Source organism: Serratia sp. SCBI (genome assembly GCF_000747565.1).
Lineage (GTDB): Bacteria > Pseudomonadota > Gammaproteobacteria > Enterobacterales > Enterobacteriaceae > Serratia > Serratia ureilytica.
In genome coordinates this window covers 4,580,994-4,600,901 of the sequence record NZ_CP003424.1, presented here as the reverse complement: position 1 = coordinate 4,600,901, position 19,908 = coordinate 4,580,994, and the positions used below count along the sequence as shown (strand labels likewise).

17 protein-coding genes are annotated in these 19,908 nt (G+C 61.6%); 9 read left to right on the top strand and 8 right to left on the bottom strand.

Annotated elements, in window-relative coordinates:
- Positions 1-36: 36 nt before the first annotated feature.
- The gene (locus SERRSCBI_RS21430) at positions 37-1,470 is read right to left on the bottom strand and encodes a capsule assembly Wzi family protein (RefSeq protein ID WP_042785470.1); all 1,434 of its coding nucleotides are present in this window, start codon (positions 1,468-1,470) and stop codon (positions 37-39) included.
- Positions 1,471-1,695: 225 nt separating this feature from the next.
- Here SERRSCBI_RS21430 and psiE point away from each other — a divergent pair, with 225 nt between their 5' ends.
- Positions 1,696-2,103, top strand: coding sequence for a phosphate-starvation-inducible protein PsiE (gene psiE, locus SERRSCBI_RS21425; RefSeq protein WP_015379238.1), 408 nt, complete (start codon positions 1,696-1,698; stop codon positions 2,101-2,103).
- Between the two features lie 208 nt (positions 2,104-2,311).
- Here psiE and malG read toward each other — a convergent pair whose 3' ends face one another.
- From malG to malE, 3 genes are read right to left on the bottom strand one after another with little or no spacing between them, the layout of a single operon-like run.
- On the bottom strand, positions 2,312-3,202 hold the full coding sequence (gene malG / locus SERRSCBI_RS21420) for a maltose ABC transporter permease MalG (RefSeq protein ID WP_033651207.1): 891 nt from the start codon (positions 3,200-3,202) through the stop codon (positions 2,312-2,314).
- A gap of 11 nt (positions 3,203-3,213) precedes the next feature.
- On the bottom strand, positions 3,214-4,791 hold the full coding sequence (malF, locus tag SERRSCBI_RS21415) for a maltose ABC transporter permease MalF (RefSeq protein ID WP_042785469.1): 1,578 nt from the start codon (positions 4,789-4,791) through the stop codon (positions 3,214-3,216).
- A gap of 57 nt (positions 4,792-4,848) precedes the next feature.
- Complete coding sequence (gene malE, locus SERRSCBI_RS21410) at positions 4,849-6,042, bottom strand: maltose/maltodextrin ABC transporter substrate-binding protein MalE (RefSeq protein WP_033651209.1); 1,194 nt, start codon at positions 6,040-6,042, stop codon at positions 4,849-4,851.
- Between the two features lie 356 nt (positions 6,043-6,398).
- Here malE and SERRSCBI_RS25395 point away from each other — a divergent pair, with 356 nt between their 5' ends.
- From SERRSCBI_RS25395 to malM, 4 genes are all read left to right on the top strand, one after another.
- Positions 6,399-7,370: an alpha-amylase family glycosyl hydrolase gene (locus tag SERRSCBI_RS25395; RefSeq protein WP_042785804.1), complete on the top strand. Its 972-nt coding sequence runs from the start codon at positions 6,399-6,401 to the stop codon at positions 7,368-7,370.
- Positions 7,363-8,472: a maltose/maltodextrin ABC transporter ATP-binding protein MalK gene (gene malK, locus SERRSCBI_RS21400; RefSeq protein ID WP_033651210.1), complete on the top strand. Its 1,110-nt coding sequence runs from the start codon at positions 7,363-7,365 to the stop codon at positions 8,470-8,472. The genes SERRSCBI_RS25395 and malK overlap by 8 nt, the downstream gene beginning before the upstream one ends.
- Positions 8,473-8,504: 32 nt before the next feature.
- Entirely contained in the window at positions 8,505-9,794 is a 1,290-nt protein-coding gene (locus SERRSCBI_RS21395; protein ID WP_025304461.1) for a maltoporin, read from the top strand.
- A gap of 97 nt (positions 9,795-9,891) precedes the next feature.
- The gene (malM, locus tag SERRSCBI_RS21390) at positions 9,892-10,797 is read left to right on the top strand and encodes a maltose operon protein MalM (protein ID WP_033651211.1); all 906 of its coding nucleotides are present in this window, start codon (positions 9,892-9,894) and stop codon (positions 10,795-10,797) included.
- A gap of 55 nt (positions 10,798-10,852) precedes the next feature.
- On the opposite strand, the gene SERRSCBI_RS21385 is transcribed toward malM, so the two are convergent.
- The 3 genes from SERRSCBI_RS21385 to SERRSCBI_RS21375 are packed head-to-tail and all read right to left on the bottom strand — an operon-like array spanning position 10,853 to position 14,266.
- Complete coding sequence (locus SERRSCBI_RS21385; protein WP_042785468.1) at positions 10,853-11,836, bottom strand: nucleoside hydrolase; 984 nt, start codon at positions 11,834-11,836, stop codon at positions 10,853-10,855.
- A gap of 21 nt (positions 11,837-11,857) precedes the next feature.
- Positions 11,858-12,859 carry a LacI family DNA-binding transcriptional regulator gene (locus SERRSCBI_RS21380; RefSeq protein ID WP_042785467.1) on the bottom strand — a complete coding sequence of 334 codons (1,002 nt, stop codon included), beginning with the start codon at positions 12,857-12,859 and terminating at the stop codon, positions 11,858-11,860.
- Positions 12,860-12,883: 24 nt separating this feature from the next.
- Positions 12,884-14,266 carry an MFS transporter gene (locus SERRSCBI_RS21375; protein ID WP_033651213.1) on the bottom strand — a complete coding sequence of 461 codons (1,383 nt, stop codon included), beginning with the start codon at positions 14,264-14,266 and terminating at the stop codon, positions 12,884-12,886.
- 392 nt (positions 14,267-14,658) lie between these two features.
- On the opposite strand from SERRSCBI_RS21375, the gene ubiC reads away from it, so the two are divergent.
- The gene (ubiC, locus tag SERRSCBI_RS21370) at positions 14,659-15,174 is read left to right on the top strand and encodes a chorismate lyase (RefSeq protein WP_033651214.1); all 516 of its coding nucleotides are present in this window, start codon (positions 14,659-14,661) and stop codon (positions 15,172-15,174) included.
- A gap of 17 nt (positions 15,175-15,191) precedes the next feature.
- Positions 15,192-16,064 carry a 4-hydroxybenzoate octaprenyltransferase gene (ubiA, locus tag SERRSCBI_RS21365; protein ID WP_025304455.1) on the top strand — a complete coding sequence of 291 codons (873 nt, stop codon included), beginning with the start codon at positions 15,192-15,194 and terminating at the stop codon, positions 16,062-16,064.
- Positions 16,065-16,130: 66 nt separating this feature from the next.
- Here the strand turns inward: ubiA and plsB are convergent, their stop codons facing one another.
- Positions 16,131-18,596 carry a glycerol-3-phosphate 1-O-acyltransferase PlsB gene (gene plsB, locus SERRSCBI_RS21360; protein WP_033644405.1) on the bottom strand — a complete coding sequence of 822 codons (2,466 nt, stop codon included), beginning with the start codon at positions 18,594-18,596 and terminating at the stop codon, positions 16,131-16,133.
- A 148-nt stretch (positions 18,597-18,744) separates the two neighbouring features.
- Here plsB and SERRSCBI_RS21355 point away from each other — a divergent pair, with 148 nt between their 5' ends.
- Both SERRSCBI_RS21355 and lexA read left to right on the top strand, forming a co-directional pair.
- Positions 18,745-19,113, top strand: coding sequence for a diacylglycerol kinase (locus SERRSCBI_RS21355; RefSeq protein WP_015379225.1), 369 nt, complete (start codon positions 18,745-18,747; stop codon positions 19,111-19,113).
- Between the two features lie 102 nt (positions 19,114-19,215).
- Entirely contained in the window at positions 19,216-19,824 is a 609-nt protein-coding gene (gene lexA / locus SERRSCBI_RS21350; protein WP_025160136.1) for a transcriptional repressor LexA, read from the top strand.
- Positions 19,825-19,908: the final 84 nt, after the last annotated feature.

The window sequence follows — 19,908 nt, the reverse complement described above, 5'->3', positions numbered from 1 at the left end:
ACCCGCCGCGGCGGGTTTTTTTACGTCTGCGAAAAGTTACAGGTTGATCGGCACTTCGAAGCTGACGCCGGCGCCCACGTCATCGGCGGTGCTGTGATCGCTGTCGGTGTACCACAGGCTGGTGTCGAACTTAACCTGTGACGGGAAGGTGTAACCCCAGCCGAGCTGAATGCCTTTCAGCGTATCGGAACGCGGGAATGCCCGGTTGATGGTTTGGTTGTTCGGATTCACCTTGGCGTATACCAAGCGGGTGCTCCAACGCTGGCTGTCGTCCAGCACCAGCTCGACGCGACCGGACAGCATCTGGCCGTCGCCGCCCATCGCATGGCCCAGCGGGTAACCTTGCTGGTAGTAACCGCCCCGATAGATGTAGTGGTTGTACATCACGTTGTTGGCGTTGCCGTTAGAACGGGTATCAGAACCTTCGATATGCCAGTTGATGGTGGTCGGACCCCATTCCGGATGGCCTTCAAGCCCCAACATATAGGCATTATGCGAAGGCAACATGCCGGCTTCATCTTCGCCGGTGATTTGGCCATAAAGGCTGACCGGCATGCCGACTAGCGGCTGCAGTTTGAGTTTGAAGTCAAAACCGCCCAACTGGTTGCCCGGATCGTTTTTCGGATCGCCGGTATTGTCGTTGCCGGTTACGCCATCCCAGAAGGAACGCCAGGAGTGCGGACGGCCATCACCGCCCCACATCATGACGCGCGAAGCGCCCAGCTCCAGGAAATCGGTCGGCATCATGGTCAGGCGACCGCCGATCAGTTTGGTATCCGGCACGGCAGCGTACTGCGACAGCTGACCGGCGGACAACTGGTATTGCCAGCGGCCGATCCACGACAGCCACGGCGTTTCAAACGGCGATTGGTCGGCGCGCTGCAGCATAAAGCCGGCGACCGGGCGCGCGGCGTCGGAGCGGATCAGGCTGCCGTCGTAACCCGGGCCCCACCACTGGGAGACCTCGCCGAAGGAGAGCCATTGGTTCCAGATTTTCACCGCGCCGTAGGAGCCGTTCATATTGAATTTGGAGCCGTCGCTGACGCGCTGGTCGCCTTCCACCGAGCCCTGCAGACGCACGTCCCAGAACTCGCCGTTGGCACCGGCGCCGATGGTCAGGCGATCGTCGGCGTACTCGTTTTGGCCGAAGCCCTGCGGGGTGCCGGGTTTATCGGTCGAGGCGTAACCGCTGACGCGGATGTTGGCTTTGAGGGCGTCAACGCGGCGTTGCACGCGGTCGATGACGTTTTTCTCGGTATTGGTGACCGGTTTGGCCTGCGCGATAACGGAACTGATCTCTTCCTGACTCAGCGGCCAGGTGGACAGGCTGACGTTGATGACGCCGCGGTCAGACAACCAGGCGAGATCGTTACGCAGATCGTTGTCAGGGGCTACCAGGCCGGCGGCGTGGCCGGACAATGCACAGGTAAACAGGCCCGCAGCGACCAGTCCGTTAAGTTTAGCGCGCATAAAGAATTCCCTTGTTAATTCGAGGTTATTGGTTTTATGTAAAGATCTCTGTGACCCATGATAGTTGACATTTCGATTTGCTACAAATCTATAAGCCAGAAACATCTTATTATAACTTTATGAATTAAATGGAGTTTAAAGTGCTTTCGCGAAGGGCGTAATTTTTAGGACAATGCCTATATTGGCAAGGTTGAATCATATAAGCGGTATTCAGAGAGAGGTTTTATGGCAAAAACGTCGCGTTCGATAATGATAGCGAAAGGGCTGCAGCGAGTGCTGAACGTGGGCCTGTTGCTGCTGGCGGCAATTCTGGTGGTGTTTCTGGTTAAGGAAACCATCCATCTGGCGAAGGTGTTATTTATCAACAGTGAAGAGTCGTCCTCTTACCTGTTGATTGAAGGCATCGTGATTTATTTTCTGTACTTTGAATTTATCGCCTTGATCGTCAAGTATTTTGAGTCGGGTTATCATTTCCCGCTGCGCTATTTTATTTATATCGGCATTACCGCGATTATTCGTTTGATTATCGTGGATCACAAAAATCCCATCGACACCCTGATCTACGCGGCGGCGATATTGGTGCTGGTGGTGACGCTCTATCTGGCCAACACCGATCGGCTGAAACGGGAGTAGCGATAAAAATGGCGGCCAAAGGCCGCCAAAGACACAGGATATCATTACCCGTCGTCTTTCAAGCGACAGCGTTGTTGACTGCACTCGCTAACCCCAGTTACTTACTGAAGTAAGCGCCTGGGCTTAGCGAGCTGGTCGCCTGGCTGTAACTTGAAATCCATAGGGTAAAAGATAAGGAAAAACATCAAACGCACTGCAGTGGCACAAATTACCCCTTCACGCCGCCGGCCGTCAGGCCGCCCACCAACCAGCGCTGCGCCAGCAGGAACACGGCGGTAATCGGTATCGCCGACAGCACCGCGGCGGCGGCGAAATCGCCCCACAGGTAGTTCTGCGGGTTGAGATATTGCTGCATGCCCACCGCCAGCGTGTAACTGTTCACATCGCGCAGCAGAAGCGACGCCACCGGCACCTCGGTGATGGCGGCGATAAACGACAGAATGAACACCACCGCCAGAATCGGCACCGACAGCGGCAGGAGCACCAGCCGGAACGCCTGCCACGGCGTGGCGCCGTCCAGCGCCGCCGCCTCTTCCAGCGAATTGTCGATGGTTTCGAAATAGCCCTTGATGGTCCAGACATGCAGCGCGATGCCGCCCATATAGGCGAAGATTACGCCGCCGTGGGTGTTGAGGCCGATAAACGGAATGTACTGGCCCAGGCGATCGAACAAGGCGTACAGCGCCACCAGCGACAGCACCGCTGGAAACATCTGGAAGATCAGCATGCTTTTCAGCAGCGTGCTCTTGCCGCGAAAACGCATGCGGGCGAAGGCGTAGGCGCAGGTGGTGGACAGCGTCACGATGCCGATGGCGGTGATCGCCGCGATCTTGACTGAGTTCCACAGCCACAGCAGCACCGGGAACGGCGGCGGCGTCACGCTGCCGTCGGCGTGGGTGACGCTGAAGCCGAGCGCCAGCCGCCAGTGATCCCAGGAGAGGGTTTCCGGTATCAGGCTGCCGGTGGCGAAGTTGCCGGCGCGCAGCGAGATGGCCACCACCATCAGCAGCGGGAACATGATCAGGGCGATAAAGCACAGCATCAAAATGTGGGTCATCCACAGGCGCAGGCGCTGGGATTTGGGTTGAACCATGGCCATCGTTATTCTCCCTAATCGAAGTTCATCTTGCTGGCTTTCAAATTCAGGATCGCCAGCGCGCCCACCAACAGGAAGATCAGCGTGGCGATGGCGGCCGCCAGCCCGAAGTCTTGCCCGCCGCCGCCTTCGAAGGCGATGCGGTAGGTGTAGCTGACCAGCAGATCGGTATAGCCGGCCGGCGTGGTGGTGCCGATCATGTCCGGGCCGCCGTTGGTCAGCAGCTGGATCAGCACGAAGTTGTTAAAGTTGAAGGCGAAGCTGGCGATCATCAGCGGCGTCAGCGGCTTGATCAGCAGCGGGAAGGTGATGCGGAAGAAGTTTTGCCACGGGTTGGCGCCGTCCATCGCCGAGGCCTCATACAGGTCGTCCGGGATTGCCTTCAGCAGCCCCATGCACAGGATCATCATGTACGGGTAGCCGAGCCAGGTGTTGACGATCAGGATCATGCTCTTGGCGGTGAGCGGATCGCTGAACCAGGCCGGTTTGATGCCGAACAGGTGGCTGAGCATCATGTTGATCTCGCCGAAGCTCTGGTTGAACAAGCCTTTGAAGATCAGGATCGAGATGAACGACGGTACCGCATAGGGCAGGATCAGCAGCACGCGGTAGATAGCCTTGCCTTTCAGCGCCTCCCACTGCACCACGCAGGCCAGCACCATGCCGACCGCCACGGTAAGGATCACCGTCATCACCGAGAACACGAGGGTCCAGATGAAGATCGACACGAACGGTTTTTTGATGCCCTCGTCCTGCAGCACCCGCAGGAAGTTTTTCCAGCCGGTGGTGACGGTATAGCCTGGGCTCAGGGTTTCCTGCGCCCAGCCGCCGTCGGCGTTGATCGCCTGATAGAAGCCGATGTCGCCGTTCGGCCGGTAGCGCACCTGAGTCTGGTTATTGGTCAGCGTGCTGCCGTCTTGGTCCAGCGCATACAGCGGGCGGGTGCCGGAGAACTGGCGCAGGGAGCTCATGCGCAATTCATCGCCGTCCGGCAGCTGCGCCACCAGTTGGCTCAGCGCCTGCCGGTTCTGGGTGATCACCCGCAGCGTGGCGGGTTCGCCCTGCGGCGCGGCGCTCTGGGCCGTCAATTTCAGGGGGAGCGGCGGCGTCGCGTCGAGGCGGAAAGGCTCGGAAATCAGCGGCTGTTCACTGTCCGGCGAGGTCAGCTGCAGGCGCCACTGCTGGTTTTCCGCCGGGTAGAGGCCGAAGGTGAACGTTTTGCCGCTTTGGAACTGACGCTGCATCAATACCGATTGCGCGCGCTCAAACGTCAGCTGGTTGGTGCTGCTGTAGTTGGTAAAGGCGATGGCGATGGTGCAGATCAGCGGGAACAGGACGAACAATCCCATGCCGGCGACGCCGGGATACACATAGCGCCAGGCGTAGGCGCGGCGGTTGGCGAAGACGTAAAGCCCGGCGCTGACCAGGATCAGCGTCAGGATGGCGAACAGGTATTCACCCTGTGCATACATCAACACAATCAGGTAGCAGGTCACCAGGCTGAACAGGCCGACCACCAGCCATTTCAGCGCGTCGCTTTGCCACCACTTCGATTTTTTACGCGCAGGCGTCCCGGCGTGAGCGAATTGCATAGGGCGTTCCTTTCTGTGAAGCAACGGCGGGGCGCCACGGTGCCCCGCACGACGACATTACTTGGTGATACGGGTCTGCACATCGTCCAACGCGGCTTTCACCGTTTGGCGGCCGCTGACGGCGTTGAGCACCGCGCTGCGTTCGGCGTACCAGAAAGCGCTCATCTGCGGAATGTTCGGCATGATCTCCCCGTTTTGCGAGTTCTGCATGGTGGCGGCGATCTTCGGATCTTTGGCCAGCGTTTCCTGGTAGGACTTCAGCGCCACCGCGCCCAGCGGTTTGTCTTTGTTGACGTCCGCCAGCCCTTCGTTGGTCAGCAGATAGTTCTCGAGGAACTCGGTCGCCAGTTCTTTATTCGGGCTGGCGGCGTTGATGCCGGCGGTCAGCACGCCGACGAACGGTTTGGACGGTTTGCCTTTGAAGGTCGGCAGCAGCGTCACGCCGTAGTTGATTTTGCTCTGCTCGATGTTGTTCCAGGCCCACGGGCCGTTGATGGTCATCGCGGTCTGGCCTTTGTTGAACGCGGCTTCGGCGATCGAGTAATCGGTATCGGCGTTGATGTGTTTGTTTTTCACCAGATCGACGATGAACTGCAGGCCGGCCTGCGAACCGGCGTTGGCGACGCCGACATCCTTGATGTTGTATTTGCCGTTCTCATACTTGAAGGCATAACCGCCGTCGGCGGCGATGATAGGCCAGGTGAAGTAGGGTTCCTGCAGGTTCCACATGATGGCGCTTTTGCCGCTGGCGCGCAGCTGTTTGTCCAGCGCCGGGATCTCTTCCCAGGTCTTCGGCGGCTGTTTGACCAGGTCTTTATTGTAAATCAGCGACAGCGCTTCGACGGCGATCGGGTAGCCGATCAGCTTGCCGTCATAGCGCACGGCGTCCCAGGTGAACGGGAACAGCTTATCCTGGAAGGCTTTGGACGGGTGGACTTCGGCCAGCAGGCCGGACTGCGCATAGCCGCCGAAGCGATCGTGGGCCCAGAGGATGATGTCCGGGCCGTCGCCGGTGGCGGCCACCTGCGGATATTTCTCTTCCAGCTTGTCGGGATGCTCGACGGTGACTTTGATGCCGGTGTCTTTTTCGAATTTCTTGCCGACTTCGGCCAGGCCGTTATAGCCCTTGTCGCCGTTGATCCAGATAACCAGTTTGCCTTCCTCTATCTTGGCGAAGGCGGAAGAAGAGAGCACCAGAGTAGCCAGTGCCGAGAGCGCCAGCGTACGGGCGAGGGTAATGCTGCGAGTCATAATCCAGTCCTTCTTTTTGTGGGCACATAAATCAAGGAGAGACGTTTCGCGATCATAGTGGGTCACAACGCGACATATTCTCATCCTCCCCCCTCTACGCCCCTGAGATGAGGAGTGTGATCCAGTTAACGTTGCGCTCTATTCTGTGGCGTCAGGCACAAAATAGGGGGCGATTTTTGCCGGCTTGATCACAGATTTGCCTTAAGCGCGGAACTTCTCATCGCCGCGGTCGTTCTCTCATCCTCCCGTCTCCTCCCCCATGAAAAATCCTGTTACGGATGATTACCCTTTCCGGCGACTCCCGCACTATCGGCCCATCGATTTTCAACGCCACGCGCAGCAGGGATACCGGATTTATGTCGCCAATGCCTATCGCCACTCAGCCCACCCTGTACCGGATCCATCCGGCCAGTTTCCGTGACGGAAACGGGGACGGCGTGGGCGACGCGCACGGCATGCTGGCGGCACTGCCGTACCTGAAAGCGCTGTCGATCGACGGTCTGTTGCTGCCGCAGACGCTGGCGCCGGAGGCCGAAACGGCGGTGACGGGCGAAGGGCTGACGCTGTGGTACGCCGACGAAGCCCATCGCGTTCGTCATGCCGCCGACGTGCAGCGGTTCGCCCACGGCGCGCTGGCGCTCGACGTGATGCCGTTCAGCGCGGAAAAGCTGGTGGCGGTGCTGCACGCCCGCCGCGCCACGTTGGCGGACAGCCTGTGGAGCACCGGCGACGCCGATCAGCCTCGGGTGGTCAGCCGCTGGGGGCAGGGCGACCTGCGTTCCGCCGCCGCCTTTTTGACGCTGCTGGCGATGTTGCCGGCGCCGATCTGCCTGTACCAGGGCGAGGAGCTGGGGCTGCCGCACGCCGCCGGCCTGCAGGATCCGCGCGGCGCGCAAACGCCGATGCCGTGGCATGAAGCGCCTGAACAGGTCACCGCCGGCGAAGTCAGCTGGTATCAGCAGGTGGCGATCGAACACCGCGCGTTGGCCATCAGTCGCCAACAGCACGACAGCCACTCCACCTTGCGTTACTGCCAGACGCTGCTGGCCCTGCGCCGTTCGCCGCTTTTCCAGCGCGGCGAGCTGAGCGCGGTCAGCCAGCGCGATGGCGTGGTGCGCTTACTTATTACCCATCAGGATCAATGCCTTGAAGCGCTGATAAACCTGCAGCCTTATACTCAGGCGGCCGCGCCGTCTGAGGCGACCTTGCCGTTGGCATGGCAGCACGGCGCGCAGCAAGAGGGTCATCAATGGGTTTTGGCGGGCTTTGCCTCCGCCATTTTCACACGACATGTTAACTGCGAAAGCAGGGGAGTAACGCATGGCTAGCGTGACACTGCGCAGCGTTTATAAGGCCTTCGGTGAGGCCGTGATTTCCAAAGACGTCAATCTGACCATCGAAGACGGCGAGTTTGTGGTGTTTGTCGGGCCGTCGGGCTGCGGCAAATCGACGCTGCTGCGCATGATCGCCGGGCTGGAGGACATCACCTCCGGCGACCTGCTGATCGGCGAGAAACGCATGAATGAAGTGCCGCCTTCCGAGCGCGGCATCGGCATGGTGTTCCAGTCTTACGCGCTGTATCCGCACCTGTCGGTGGCGGACAACATGTCGTTCGGCCTGAAGCTGGCCGGCGCCAAGAAAGCGGAAATCAATCAACGGGTGAACCAGGTCTCCGAGGTGCTGCAGTTGGCGCACCTGCTCGATCGGCGGCCGAAGGCGCTGTCCGGCGGGCAGCGTCAGCGCGTGGCGATCGGTCGCACGCTGGTGGCCGAGCCGGACGTGTTCCTGCTCGACGAGCCGCTGTCCAACCTCGACGCCGCGCTGCGGGTGCAGATGCGCATCGAGATCTCCCGTCTGCACAAGCGCCTGCAGCGCACCATGATTTACGTCACCCACGATCAGGTCGAAGCGATGACGCTGGCCGACAAGATCGTGGTGCTCGACGCCGGTCGCGTGGCGCAGGTCGGCAAGCCGCTGGAACTGTACCACTACCCGGCCAACCGCTTCGTCGCCGGGTTTATCGGCTCACCGAAGATGAACTTCCTGCCGGTCAAGGTCACCGCGGCGGAGCCGCGACAGGTGCAGGTCGAACTGCCCAACCGCCAGCTGGTCTGGCTGCCGGTGGAAGGCGCGGGCGTCCAAGCCGGCGCCAACCTGTCATTGGGCATTCGCCCTGAACATCTGCTGCCCGGCGAAGCCTCTGAAGTGCGGCTTACCGGCGACGTGCAGGTGGTGGAGCAGCTCGGCAACGAGACGCAAATCCATATCCAAATCCCGGCCATCCGTCAAAACCTGGTGTACCGCCAGAATGACGTGGTGCTGGTAGAAGAAGGTGCCACATTCGCCATCGGCCTGCCGCCTCACCGCTGCCACCTGTTCCGTGAAGACGGTACGGCATGTAAACGGCTGCACCAGGAGCCGGGCGTTTAAAGCATCAAAGTCGGTATAACAGGAGAATAATGATGACTACTCTGCGCAAACTTCCTCTGGCACTGGCTGTCGCCGCCGGTGTTCTCTCTACTCAGGCGCTGGCCGTGGATTTCCACGGTTACGCCCGTTCCGGCATCGGCTGGACCGGCAGCGGCGGTGAGCAACAGTGCTTCAAGGCCACCGGCGCCGCGAGCAAATACCGTCTCGGCAACGAGTGCGAAACCTACGCCGAGCTGAAACTCGGGCAGGAAGTGTGGAAAGAAGGCGACAAGAGCTTCTATTTCGACACTAACCTGGCCTATTCGGTCTCGCAGCGTTCTGACTGGGAAGACGTGACCCCGGGCTTCCGCGAAGTGAACGTGCAGGGTAAAAACCTGATCGAGTGGCTGCCGGGCTCCACGCTGTGGGCCGGTAAGCGTTTCTATCAGCGTCATGACGTTCATATGATCGACTTCTACTACTGGGATATCTCCGGCCCGGGCGCCGGTCTGGAAAACATCGATCTGGGCTTCGGCAAGCTGTCCGCCGCCGTGACCCGCAACTCGGAATCCGGCGGCTCTTACGGCTACCTGGACAACGAATGGAAACAGCGTCCGACCGTCAACGATACCTTCGACGTGCGCTTGGCCGGGCTGGAGCTGAACCCGGGCGGCACCCTGGAGCTGGGCGTGGACTACGGCCGCGCCAATGCGCAGGATAACTACCGCCTGGCCGACGGCGCCAGCAAAGACGGCTGGATGTTCACCGCCGAACACACGCAAAGCATCCTGAACGGTTACAACAAATTCGTGCTGCAGTACGCCACCGACTCGATGACCTCGCAGAACAACGGCCGTAACGAAGGCGCCACCATCGATAACAACGGCAAGATGATCCGCGTGCTGGATCACGGCGCCATCGACTTCAACGATCAGTGGGCGCTGATGTACGTCGCCATGTTCCAGGACATCGACCGCGACAACAACAACGGCACCACCTGGTACACCGTGGGCGTGCGCCCGATGTACAAATGGACGCCGATCATGAGCACCCTGCTGGAAGCCGGCTACGACAATGTCAAATCTCAGCGCACCGGCGATCGCAACGGCCAGTATAAAGTGACCCTGGCGCAGCAATGGCAGGCGGGCAACAGCATTTGGTCACGTCCGGCCATCCGCCTGTTCGCCACCTACGCCAAGTGGGACGAGAAGTGGGGCTACGCCACCGGCGATGACACCGGGTATAACGCCGGCACCGCTTACAACGACACCAGCATGCATACCTTCAGCCGCGGTAAGGATGACGAAGTCACCTTCGGCGCCCAGATGGAAATTTGGTGGTAACGACAGGACGGGGAGGGCCGCCGGCTCTCCCCCAACCGCATTCGCCGCGGCCCGATCTCTTGCCTGATCCGCCGCGGTGCTGAAAGAGGATATAACGATGAAAAAGAATCTGCTGTCACTCTGCCTGTCGCTGGCGCTGACCGTCGGCGCGCCTTTGGCGGCCAACGCCGATACGCCGGCCAACGTTTCCGTCGCCCCGGCCATCAGCGCCGCCACGCTGCAAAGCCTGCCGTGGCAGCCGCTGCAACCGCCGGTGTCGCAAGAAGTGAAGCTCGACGCCGTTAGCCCGCAGCTCAATCAGGGCGACATTCAGGGGGCGATCGCCGCCTATACGCTGCCGGCCGATCGCGGTTCGCTGGAGGTGACGCTGAGCAGCCTCGCCAAGAACAATTCGCTGTACGCGCCGAGCGTGCTGGTGCTGGACGAGCATCTGCGCCCGGCGGCGTATTACCCGAGCAGCTATTTCCCGTATCAGCCGCCGGGAGCAATGTCCTCCGATCGCCTCGAAGGCACGTTGAAACTGACGCCGGCGCTCGGTCAAAAACAGATTTACCTGCTGGTGTACACCACCCGTCAGGATTTGGCGAAAACCACGCAGCTGACTAACCCGGCCAAGGCCTACGCGCAGGGCGTGGGCAACGCAGTGCCGGATATCCCGGATCCGATCGCCGGCCACGCGACGACCGGCACGCTGAAGCTCAAGGTGACCGCGGAACAGGGCACCGGCAACGTGATGATTGGCATGCTGCAGCCTGCGCCGACCGTGGCGCCGGTGGTGGTGGGATCAACCGCACCGGCCGCCGTGACGGCGCCTGCACCGACGCCGGAGAAACCGGCGGAGCCGATGCTCAACGATACCGAAAGCTACTTCAATAACGGCATCAAGCAGGCGGTGAAGGCGGGCGATATCGACAAGGCGCTGAAACTGATGAATGAGGCCGAGAAACTGGGCTCGACCACTGCGCGTAAAACGTTTATCAGCAGCGTAAAAGGCAAGGGGTAACACCCGACGCTGCCGATGCTGGCTCGATGATTGGTGCGCTTTGGCGCACCTTTTTTCATCCGCGGGCCAGCGTTGCGCCAATCAACGCCAGCAGACGGGCGTTATCGACCTGCTGCATGATGCGCACCGGCTTGCCCTGCGGCGGCGGCATGCCGACCGTCAGGCGCAGGCTGTCCGGCCGCCAACGGCGTGAGCTGCCGCGCGTCAGCGCCCCTTCCAGCGCCACATCCACATGGAACATCTCGGTCGTGACCAGCTGCGGTGCCAGCAGCCAGGCGATCACCAGCGCATCATGGATCCAGCAGCCCGGCAGGCGCCGCGTATGGCGCGAATAATCGATCCACGGCTGCGTGGTGGCGCGCAAATAGCGGCACAGCGGCGTATCCGGCTGCGTCAGTGCGGCCAGATCCGCCTGGGTCAGCATGGTCTGGGTGGTGACGTCCAGCGGCGCCAGCGTGATAGCGGCGCCGCTGTTCAGCACCAGCCGCGCGGCTTCCGGATCCAGGCCGAAATTGGTGTCCTTGATGTATCCCTCGACGTTGAACACGCCGCCCATGATCACGATCTCTTTCACCGCCTGCGCCATCTGCGGGTACAGCTGCATGGCGTGCGCAACGTTGGTCAGCGGGCCGATCGCCGCCAGCGTTATCTCGCCGGGATGGCGGCAGATCAGCTCGCCGATGGCGATGGCGGCGTCCGGTGCGGGCGCGTTGGCGAGTGAGGGCGCGGGCAAGTCGCGCCACAGCGCCGCCAGCTTGGGATCGGCGAGCGGCCTGTCCAGATGCGCGCGCCATGGCTCCGGCGGCTCGCTCAGGGCGCGCGCCGCGCCGAGGGCGACCGGCACCTGGTAGCCGCTTTGCGCCAGCAGCTCGCTGGCGACGGCGAAGCCCACTTCGCGCGGGGTGTTGCCGGCCACGATGCTGATCAGTTCCAGCTGCAGCTGCGGTTTGGCCGCCAGCGCCAGGGCCAGCGCCAGGCCGTCGTCGACGTTGGCACCGGGAACGCCGTTGCCGGGATCGCAATCAATGATCAAACGCATAGAAGGTGTCCTGAAAAACCGCTAACAGCCGCACGAGCGGCGGATGCGCAGTTGAAAAGCGAATTCATGCAGCTCGGCGGGCGCGGCGCCGGCGGCCAGCATGGCGATGGCCCGCTTGGCCATGGCGTCGATCGGCTGCTCGACCGCGCTGAGCGGCGGCACGCTGAATTCGGATTGCTGCGTGCCGTTAAAACAGATCAGCGCCAGATCGTCCGGCGCGCGCAACCCATGCTCCGCCAGCGCCGACAGGCAGCCGAGCGCCTGCTGCTCGTTGGAGGTGAAAACGGCGCGCGGGCGCGGGCCTTGCACCATGCGCTGGGTGGCCTGGTAGCCGCCCTGGCGGGTGTAAGGCGCCTCGAAAATCCACTCGTCGCGCGGCGCAATTCCCGCCTCCAGCAGCGCATCGCGCCAACCGTTCAGGCGATCCTGCGCGTTGAGCATGGTTAGCGGACCGATAAAAATGCCGATGTCGCGATAGCCGTGCTGCAGCAGATGGCGGGTCGCCTGGCAGGCGGCGTCGCGCTCGTCGACGCGGATGGCGCAGACGCCGGCCTGGCTGTCGATGGTGTCTATCATTACGCAGGGCGTGCCGGAGGCGCGGATCAGATCGAACCACGGATGGCGATCGACGCTGGTGTACAGCAGGCCGTCGACCTGGCGACGCAGCAGGTTATTGATCAGCTCATACTCGCGCTGCCGGTCATCGCCGGCGTCGCCCAGCAGCAGCACGCGGCCGCGGCTAAAGGCCTCCTGCTGCAGCGCCCGCGCCAGCGTGGCGAAGAACGGGTTGGAAATATCCGGCACCACCAGCCCGTAGGTTTGCGTGCTGCCGGAGGCCAATGCCCGCGCGATGTCGTTCGGCCGGTAGCCGGTCTGCTCGATCGCCGCCAGCACGCGCAGCCGGGTGGCTTCCGCCACCGGGCGCGGGCCGTTGTTGATCACATAGCTGACCACGGCGACGGAGGTGCCCGCTACGCGGGCCACGTCGGCGCGGGTAACGCGTCGCGCGGAGTGATTATCCAAATTGGGATCCTGTTCGCCTTCTCGCTACGCGGCGTCCTGCGGCAGGTTGAGATCGCGGCCGCGGGTTTCGGGAGCAAAGAAGGTGGTGATTAAGCCGATGGCCGCCATTACAACAAAATAGCAGGCGACAGGCCACCAGTGACCGAAACCGGACAGCAGCGCGGTGGCGATCAGCGGCGCGGTGCCGCCCGAGAGGATCGAACCGAGCTCTTTGGCGAACGCCATCTTGGAGTAGCGATTCTTCACGCCGAACAGTTCGACGCCGTAGGCCGCCTGAACGCCGAAGATCCCCAGCGACGCGATGCACATGCCGACCACGATCACCGAGATGACGATAGCCGGTTCACGGCTGTCGAGCAGCCAGAACGCCGGGAAGGCGTACAGCACCAGCAGCAGGCAGAACCAGCGGTAGGTAATGCGGCGGCCGAAGCGATCGGACAGCCAGCCGGCCAGCGGGATCACTAGGAACCCGCACAGCGAGGCGATCAACACCGCCAACGCCGGCACCGATTTATCGACCATCAGCACCTTGGCGACATAGCCGACGATAAAGCCCTGGCACAGGTAGGAAGGGCCGTTTTCGCCGATGCGCAGGCCGAGCATCACCCAGAACGCTTTGGTACGTTGCAGGTAGCTGCGCGTATCCGGCGCGGCCTGGGCGGCGTCCAGCATGCGCTGGTGGTTTTGCTGCAGCTCGCGTTCGAACACCGGCGTTTCCCGCACGTGACGGCGCAGGTACAGCGCCACCCCGGCGATCAGAATGCTGGCGAGGAACGGAATGCGCCAGCCCCAGCTCATCAGATCTTCCTTGTCCAGCTGCAGCACCAGCAGCCATACCAGCGACGCCAGCAGGGTGCCGCTGTTGGAGCCGATGGCGATGATCGACGCCACCAGCCCGCGCCGCTTGGCCGGCGCGTATTCCGCCAGCATCACCGCGCCGCCGGACAGCTCCGCACCGGCGCCGAACCCCTGCGCGAAGCGCAGGATCACCAGGCAGGCGGGCGCCCAGACGCCGATTTGCGCATAGGACGGGATCAGGCCGATCAGCGTGGTGGAGAGGCCCATCAGCGCCACGGTGGTGATCAGCACCACGCGGCGGCCTTTGCGGTCGCCGATCCAGCCGAACACCAGCGCGCCGATCGGCCGCGCGACGAAGCCGACGGAGTAGGTGGCGAAACTGGCCAGCAGCGCCACCAGCGGCGTGGCTTCCGGGAAGAACACGTCGCCGAACACCATGCCGGCCGCCAGGCCGTACAGCGCGAAGTCGACGTATTCCATGGCGGTGCCGAGCCAGCAGGAGAAGGTGGCGCGCCAAAATTGGCTGCGCCCCTCTTTGGTCGCCAGGCGTTCATCGGCCGCCAGCGCGGCGTCGGCGGTCTGTGAAGGGGCAAGCGTTGTTTCGCTCATGGCAGTGCTATCCTCTTTTGTTCTGCGCCTGGAGGGGCGCGGTTAAAGATGGTTTCCCTGGTGCCGGCAACAAAGGTGTGCCGACAAATCATGTCGGACGCATGGCGATTCAACGCTGCCGTATCAGGGTATCTACGCGCGTAGATAACACAACGCGAGGAAGCTGAAACTTTGCGGGCGATCACAGAATCGTCAGCGCGCCGGGAAATGAAGATAGAGAATGCGGATGGCAAAAAGATGACAGAACCCCGGTTTTTCCGGCCGATAGGCCTGCCGTTTTCGCCACGAATCAGCCTGCCGCTTTCGCATTTCTGCGCTACAATGGGGGCCTGTTAACAGTTTGTATCGTCTGGCGCGCCGTACCGGCTGCGGTTCAGGCGAGGAGTAAAGCAATGTCTGGCATCAGGGATTCCATCCTGCCGCCGCTGGAGTGGTTATCCGAACAGGATCCTCCGGCGCCCGCCGCCGTCAGCGACTGGCTGATGGAGTTAGGCTCCATGACCCGCCGATTTGAACGCCATTGCGCCCAGGTGCGCGTTGAACCGCAGCGCGAATGCTTCGTCACGCGCGAGGCGCTGGGCGACGAGGCGAACCACCTGCCCGACAGCCCGCGCTACTGGCTGCGCGAAGTGGTGCTGCTGGGCGACGACCAGCCCTGGCTGCTGGGGCGCACGGTGATCCCGGAACATACGCTGACCGGCCCCGATCAGGCGTTGGTGGATCTGGGGACGCTGCCGCTCGGGCGCTATCTGTTCAGCAGCGGCGATCTGACCCGCGACTATATCCATATCGGCCGGCAGGACGCGCTGTGGGCGCGTCGTTCACGGCTGCGGCTGGCGGGCAAGCCGCTGCTGCTGACCGAACTGTTTTTACCGGCTTCGCCGCTGTATTCAGCGGTTCCCGCATAAGAGAGGAGAGCAAGACGTTGGAGGGAAGCGTGACTCAAAGTAAATGGCGGGCTTACAGCCATTTGATGCGCATTGATAAACCGATCGGCACGCTGTTGCTGTTGTGGCCGACGCTGTGGGCGCTGTGGCTGGCCGGGAAAGGCGTGCCGCCGCTGTCGATTCTGGTGGTGTTCGTGCTCGGCGTGTTCCTGATGCGCGCCGCCGGCTGCGTGGTGAATGATTACGCCGATCGCGCGGTGGACGGCTACGTAAAGCGCACTGCCGGGCGGCCGATGCCGAGCGGCCGGGTGAGCGCGAAAGAGGCCAAGGTGCTGTTCGTGGTGCTGGTGCTGATCTCGTTCTGCCTGGTGTTGACGCTGAATGCGATGACCATCTGGCTGTCGCTGGCGGCGCTGGCGCTGGCCTGGGTGTATCCTTTTATGAAGCGGGTGACCAACCTGCCGCAGTTCGTGCTGGGCGCCGCGTTCGGCTGGGGCATTCCGATGGGCTATGCGGCGGTCAGCGAATCGCTGCCGCTCAGCTGCTGGCTGCTGCTGCTGGCGAACATCTGCTGGACGGTGGCCTATGACACGCTGTATGCGATGGTCGATCGCGACGATGATCTGAAAATAGGCATCAAGTCCACCGCCATCCTGTTCGGGCGTTATGACAAGCTGATCGTCGGGCTGTTGCAGTTCGCGACGCTGTTGTTGCTGGTGTGGGTCGGTTATCTGGCGCAGCTCGGCGGCGCGTTTTACTGGTCGCTGTTGCTGGCGGGCGCGCTGTTCATTCACCAGCAGAAGCAGATCGCCGGGCGCGAGCGCGAGGCCTGTTTCAAGGCCTTCCTGCAGAACAATTATGTTGGGCTGGTGGTGTTTATCGGCATCGCGCTCAGCTATCTGCCGGCGTAACGGTTTCCTGCAGCAAGAAAAAAGGCACCCCAAGGGGTGCCTTTTGTGTTTCCGCGCCGGGTGAAATCACTCGTCTTTCTCTTCTTGCGCATCGGTTTGCGGCAGAGCGTTGGTCTCTTCCGGCATGTTGACGCTTTCGATGGTCAGCTTGATTTCCGGCGTGATCAGATCGCTCAGCATGTTGTACACCTCGAGGGTGTGCTCGCGGATCGCATCGCCGCTGTCGTTGATGTAGCCTTCTTCGCGCAGCGTCGCCACCAGGGTGGAGAATACCGCCTTGTCGAAGAACTCCGGCGCGTTGATGCCGTGCAGCACCGACAGACGCTGCGCCATGATGCGGCTCTCTTTCTCCAGCGCGCCGCGGTTGATGCTCGGGTTGGCGCTGAGGATCGACATAGTGATGGCGTAGCGTTGCAGGGTTTCGCGCACCCCGGCGGCCAGCAGCTGCAGCGGGCGAATGCGCGCCGGGTTCAGCACCAGCTCGTCGCCTTTGTCGCAGATCAGCTGTTGGCGGATCAGCTCGTCGATCATCGGCCGCAGTACGTCCGGCAGCTGCTCCTTGTCGTTATGCAGGAACAGCTCGGCTTTCAGCATCGGGTAAATCATGCCAATCTGGCGCAGCAGTTCGGCGCGCGATACCCGGCGATGATGCATGACGATGCTGGCGATCAGCGACGGCAACACCAGCAGGTGGTGGATGTTGTTGCGGTAATAGGTCATCAGCACCGCCTGCTCGCGCGGCAGAATGATGATGTCGCCGATGTTGTCCTTTTCCACCTCGAACTTGTTCATGTTCAGCGCGTGATCCAGCAGCTCGTCCGGCGTCTGCGTCGGTACGGTGACGTCATGCGCGTAAGGCGCGTTGCGCATCAGCTGCAGGTAGCACTCGAGCTGCTCGAGCAATTGTTCGCGGGTCAGCGAACGCTGGCGGGAGGCCAGCAGCGCGGTGGAACACAGGTTCATGGCGTTGGCCGCGGCGGCATTGTTGATGCGCACCATGATCTGGCCGGCGAGATCGTTGACCGTCGGCGTCAACCAGCTTGGGCGCTGAGCCTCGATCGGATCGATCGACTCGCGCCACTGCGGCACGTGCTGGTTGAGGTAAGCGGTCAACGGCAGCGGTTCGCCGAAGTTGACGTAACCCTGGCCCAGATTGCGCAGTTTGCGCAGGCCGCGCAGCATCTGCAGCAGGCTCTCTTTTTCCTTGGTGGCGCCGCGCAGCTCTTTGGCGTAGGTGCCCACTTCCATCACATGCTCGTAGCCGATGTAGATAGGCACCAGCGTGATCGGACGGGCGCCGCCGCGCAGCATCGCCTGGATGGTCATCGACAGGGTGCCGGTTTTCGGTTCCAGCAGACGCCCGGTGCGGGAACGGCCGCCTTCCACGAAGTATTCCACCGAGTAACCGCGGGTGAACAGCTCGCCGAGGTATTCGCGGAACACCGTCGAGTAAAGCTTGTTGCCCTTGAAGGTGCGGCGGATGAAGAACGCGCCCAGACGACGGAAGATCGGGCCGGCCGGCCAGAAGTTGAGGTTGATGCCCGCAGCGATGTGCGGCGGCACCAGGCCCTGGTGATACAGCACGTAGGACAGCAGCAGATAGTCCATGTGGCTGCGGTGGCAGGGCACGTAGACGATCTCGTGGCCGTCCTGCGCCAGCTGGCGCACGCGCTCGGCGTTGGTGACGTTGATGCCCTGATACAGCCGGTTCCAGGTCCAGCTCAGCACGCGATCGGACAGACGCACGGTTTCGTAGGAGAAGTCGGCGGCGATCTCTTCCATCAATGCGATGGCGTTCTGCTGGGCTTTCTCGTGCGAGATCTTCTTGCTGCGCGCTTCGTCCTCGACCGCTTTTTCGATCGCTTTGGACGCCAACAGCTTGTTGAACAGATCCTGACGAGCCGGCAGGCTTGGGCCTACTGCGGCCAGGCGCTGACGCGAGAAGTGCATGCGCGCCACGCGCGCCAGTTTCTGCGCGATGGTTTTATCCGTGCCGTGTTCGGTAGCCATGCGGCGCAGCGAAACGGTGTTGGAGAAGCGCACGAAGCTGTCGCGGCCGAGCCACAGCACGGCGAAGAATTTTTGCACGCCGTTCAACAGACGCAGGTGCGGCGTGCCGTGGCCTTCGCGGCCCGGCGAGCGGCCGAACATGACCGAAACCGGCAGCATCTGAATGTCGAGATCCGGATTGCTGCGATGCAGATCCAGGTAATCGTGGAACAGCTTTACCGACTCTTCTTTCGGGGTGTAGTAGCGGAACACGCGCGGGCCGTCGTGAATGAACACGTAGCTCGGCAGCACGGTGCCGTCGATCTCCAGCGCGTTGAGCGGATCGGGCAGATCCTGCGCCAGGCACTGGGTGCGCAGCGTCAGCAAATCCGCCTTGGAATTGTAAGGTAAAACATACAAAATCGGCCGTGAGGGATCCAACCCTAACTCGGTAACCGGATCTGAAGGGATGACCTTACTTCTTACCAACAATTTAAGTGGTAAATTCAATATTTTATAATAAATTTTACGCCAACCTGACATAACAACGTGAAGCCTCTTGTTAGCAATGCGCCGCAAGCATACCAGAAACCGGGTAGCAGATCTGTGGTGTTCGAAAACCGAGAGCCGTCAGCGCGGACTGTTCTAGACTCTTTTTATTATGACCGACCTCTGAGAAAGGCACGAAAACATGGCAAACCAAGCAACCGGATTGACCCGCATCATCAAGGCCGCCGGCTATTCTTATAAAGGGCTTTCCGCCGCCTGGCAACACGAGGCGGCGTTCCGCCAGGAACTGGTGGTGACCCTCCTGGCTATCATACTGGCTGTCTGGCTGGACGTGGGTGCGATAGCGCGCATTTTATTGATCGGATCGGTGGCGCTGGTGATGATCGTCGAGATCCTGAACAGCGCGATCGAGGCGGTGGTGGATCGCATCGGCAGCGAACACCATGAGCTGTCCGGGCGGGCCAAGGACATGGGATCGGCGGCGGTGTCGCTGGCGATCGTACTCGCGCTGTTCGTTTGGGGCACGGTCTTGTGGCAGCATTTCGGCTGACGCAAAGCGCCTACTGACTGATTTTTATTTATTCTTCGGTTCCCAATCCGCGCTTACCTGTATATACTCACAGCAAGACTGTATAAACAAACAGGGGGCGGAATGAAAGCACTAACTACCAGACAGCAAGAGGTCTACGATCTGATTCGCGATCATATTTCGCAAACGGGCATGCCGCCGACGCGTGCCGAGATCGCGATGCGTCTGGGGTTCCGTTCGCCTAACGCCGCCGAAGAGCACCTGAAGGCGCTGGCACGCAAAGGCGTGATCGAAATCGTCTCCGGCGCGTCGCGCGGTATCCGCCTGCTGATGGAAGAAGAAGAAGGGCTGCCGCTGATCGGCCGCGTCGCCGCCGGCGAGCCGCTGCTGGCGCAGCAGCACATCGAAGGGCACTACCAGGTGGATCCATCCCTGTTCAAACCGAGCGCCGATTTCCTGTTGCGGGTGAACGGCATGTCGATGCGCGACATCGGCATTCTGGACGGCGATCTGCTGGCGGTGCACAAAACGCAAGACGTGCGCAACGGCCAGGTCGTGGTCGCGCGCATCGAAGACGAAGTGACGGTCAAACGCTTGAAAAAGCACGGCAACGTGGTTGAACTGCTGCCGGAAAACAACGAATTCCAACCGATCGTGGTCGATCTGCGCCAGCAGAATTTCACGATCGAAGGGCTGGCGGTCGGCGTGATCCGCAACGGCGACTGGATTTAATCGCCGCGCCATCACCGCCGCTCCCTGTATCAATCGCCCCTGTTTTGGGGCGTTTTTGTTTCTGACTTCGCCATTCGTCACTCT

Coding starts and splice junctions, on each gene's coding strand:
- plsB (WP_033644405.1), bottom strand. CDS start 18,596: ATGTCAGGTTGGCGTAAAATTTATTATAAAATATTGAATTTACCACTT.
- SERRSCBI_RS21395 (WP_025304461.1), top strand. CDS start 8,505: ATGACTACTCTGCGCAAACTTCCTCTGGCACTGGCTGTCGCCGCCGGT.
- malK (WP_033651210.1), top strand. CDS start 7,363: ATGGCTAGCGTGACACTGCGCAGCGTTTATAAGGCCTTCGGTGAGGCC.
- malM (WP_033651211.1), top strand. CDS start 9,892: ATGAAAAAGAATCTGCTGTCACTCTGCCTGTCGCTGGCGCTGACCGTC.
- lexA (WP_025160136.1), top strand. CDS start 19,216: ATGAAAGCACTAACTACCAGACAGCAAGAGGTCTACGATCTGATTCGC.
- malF (WP_042785469.1), bottom strand. CDS start 4,791: ATGCAATTCGCTCACGCCGGGACGCCTGCGCGTAAAAAATCGAAGTGG.
- SERRSCBI_RS21355 (WP_015379225.1), top strand. CDS start 18,745: ATGGCAAACCAAGCAACCGGATTGACCCGCATCATCAAGGCCGCCGGC.
- psiE (WP_015379238.1), top strand. CDS start 1,696: ATGGCAAAAACGTCGCGTTCGATAATGATAGCGAAAGGGCTGCAGCGA.
- SERRSCBI_RS25395 (WP_042785804.1), top strand. CDS start 6,399: ATGTCGCCAATGCCTATCGCCACTCAGCCCACCCTGTACCGGATCCAT.
- SERRSCBI_RS21385 (WP_042785468.1), bottom strand. CDS start 11,836: ATGCGTTTGATCATTGATTGCGATCCCGGCAACGGCGTTCCCGGTGCC.
- SERRSCBI_RS21375 (WP_033651213.1), bottom strand. CDS start 14,266: ATGAGCGAAACAACGCTTGCCCCTTCACAGACCGCCGACGCCGCGCTG.
- SERRSCBI_RS21430 (WP_042785470.1), bottom strand. CDS start 1,470: ATGCGCGCTAAACTTAACGGACTGGTCGCTGCGGGCCTGTTTACCTGT.
- malG (WP_033651207.1), bottom strand. CDS start 3,202: ATGGCCATGGTTCAACCCAAATCCCAGCGCCTGCGCCTGTGGATGACC.
- ubiC (WP_033651214.1), top strand. CDS start 14,659: ATGTCTGGCATCAGGGATTCCATCCTGCCGCCGCTGGAGTGGTTATCC.
- malE (WP_033651209.1), bottom strand. CDS start 6,042: ATGACTCGCAGCATTACCCTCGCCCGTACGCTGGCGCTCTCGGCACTG.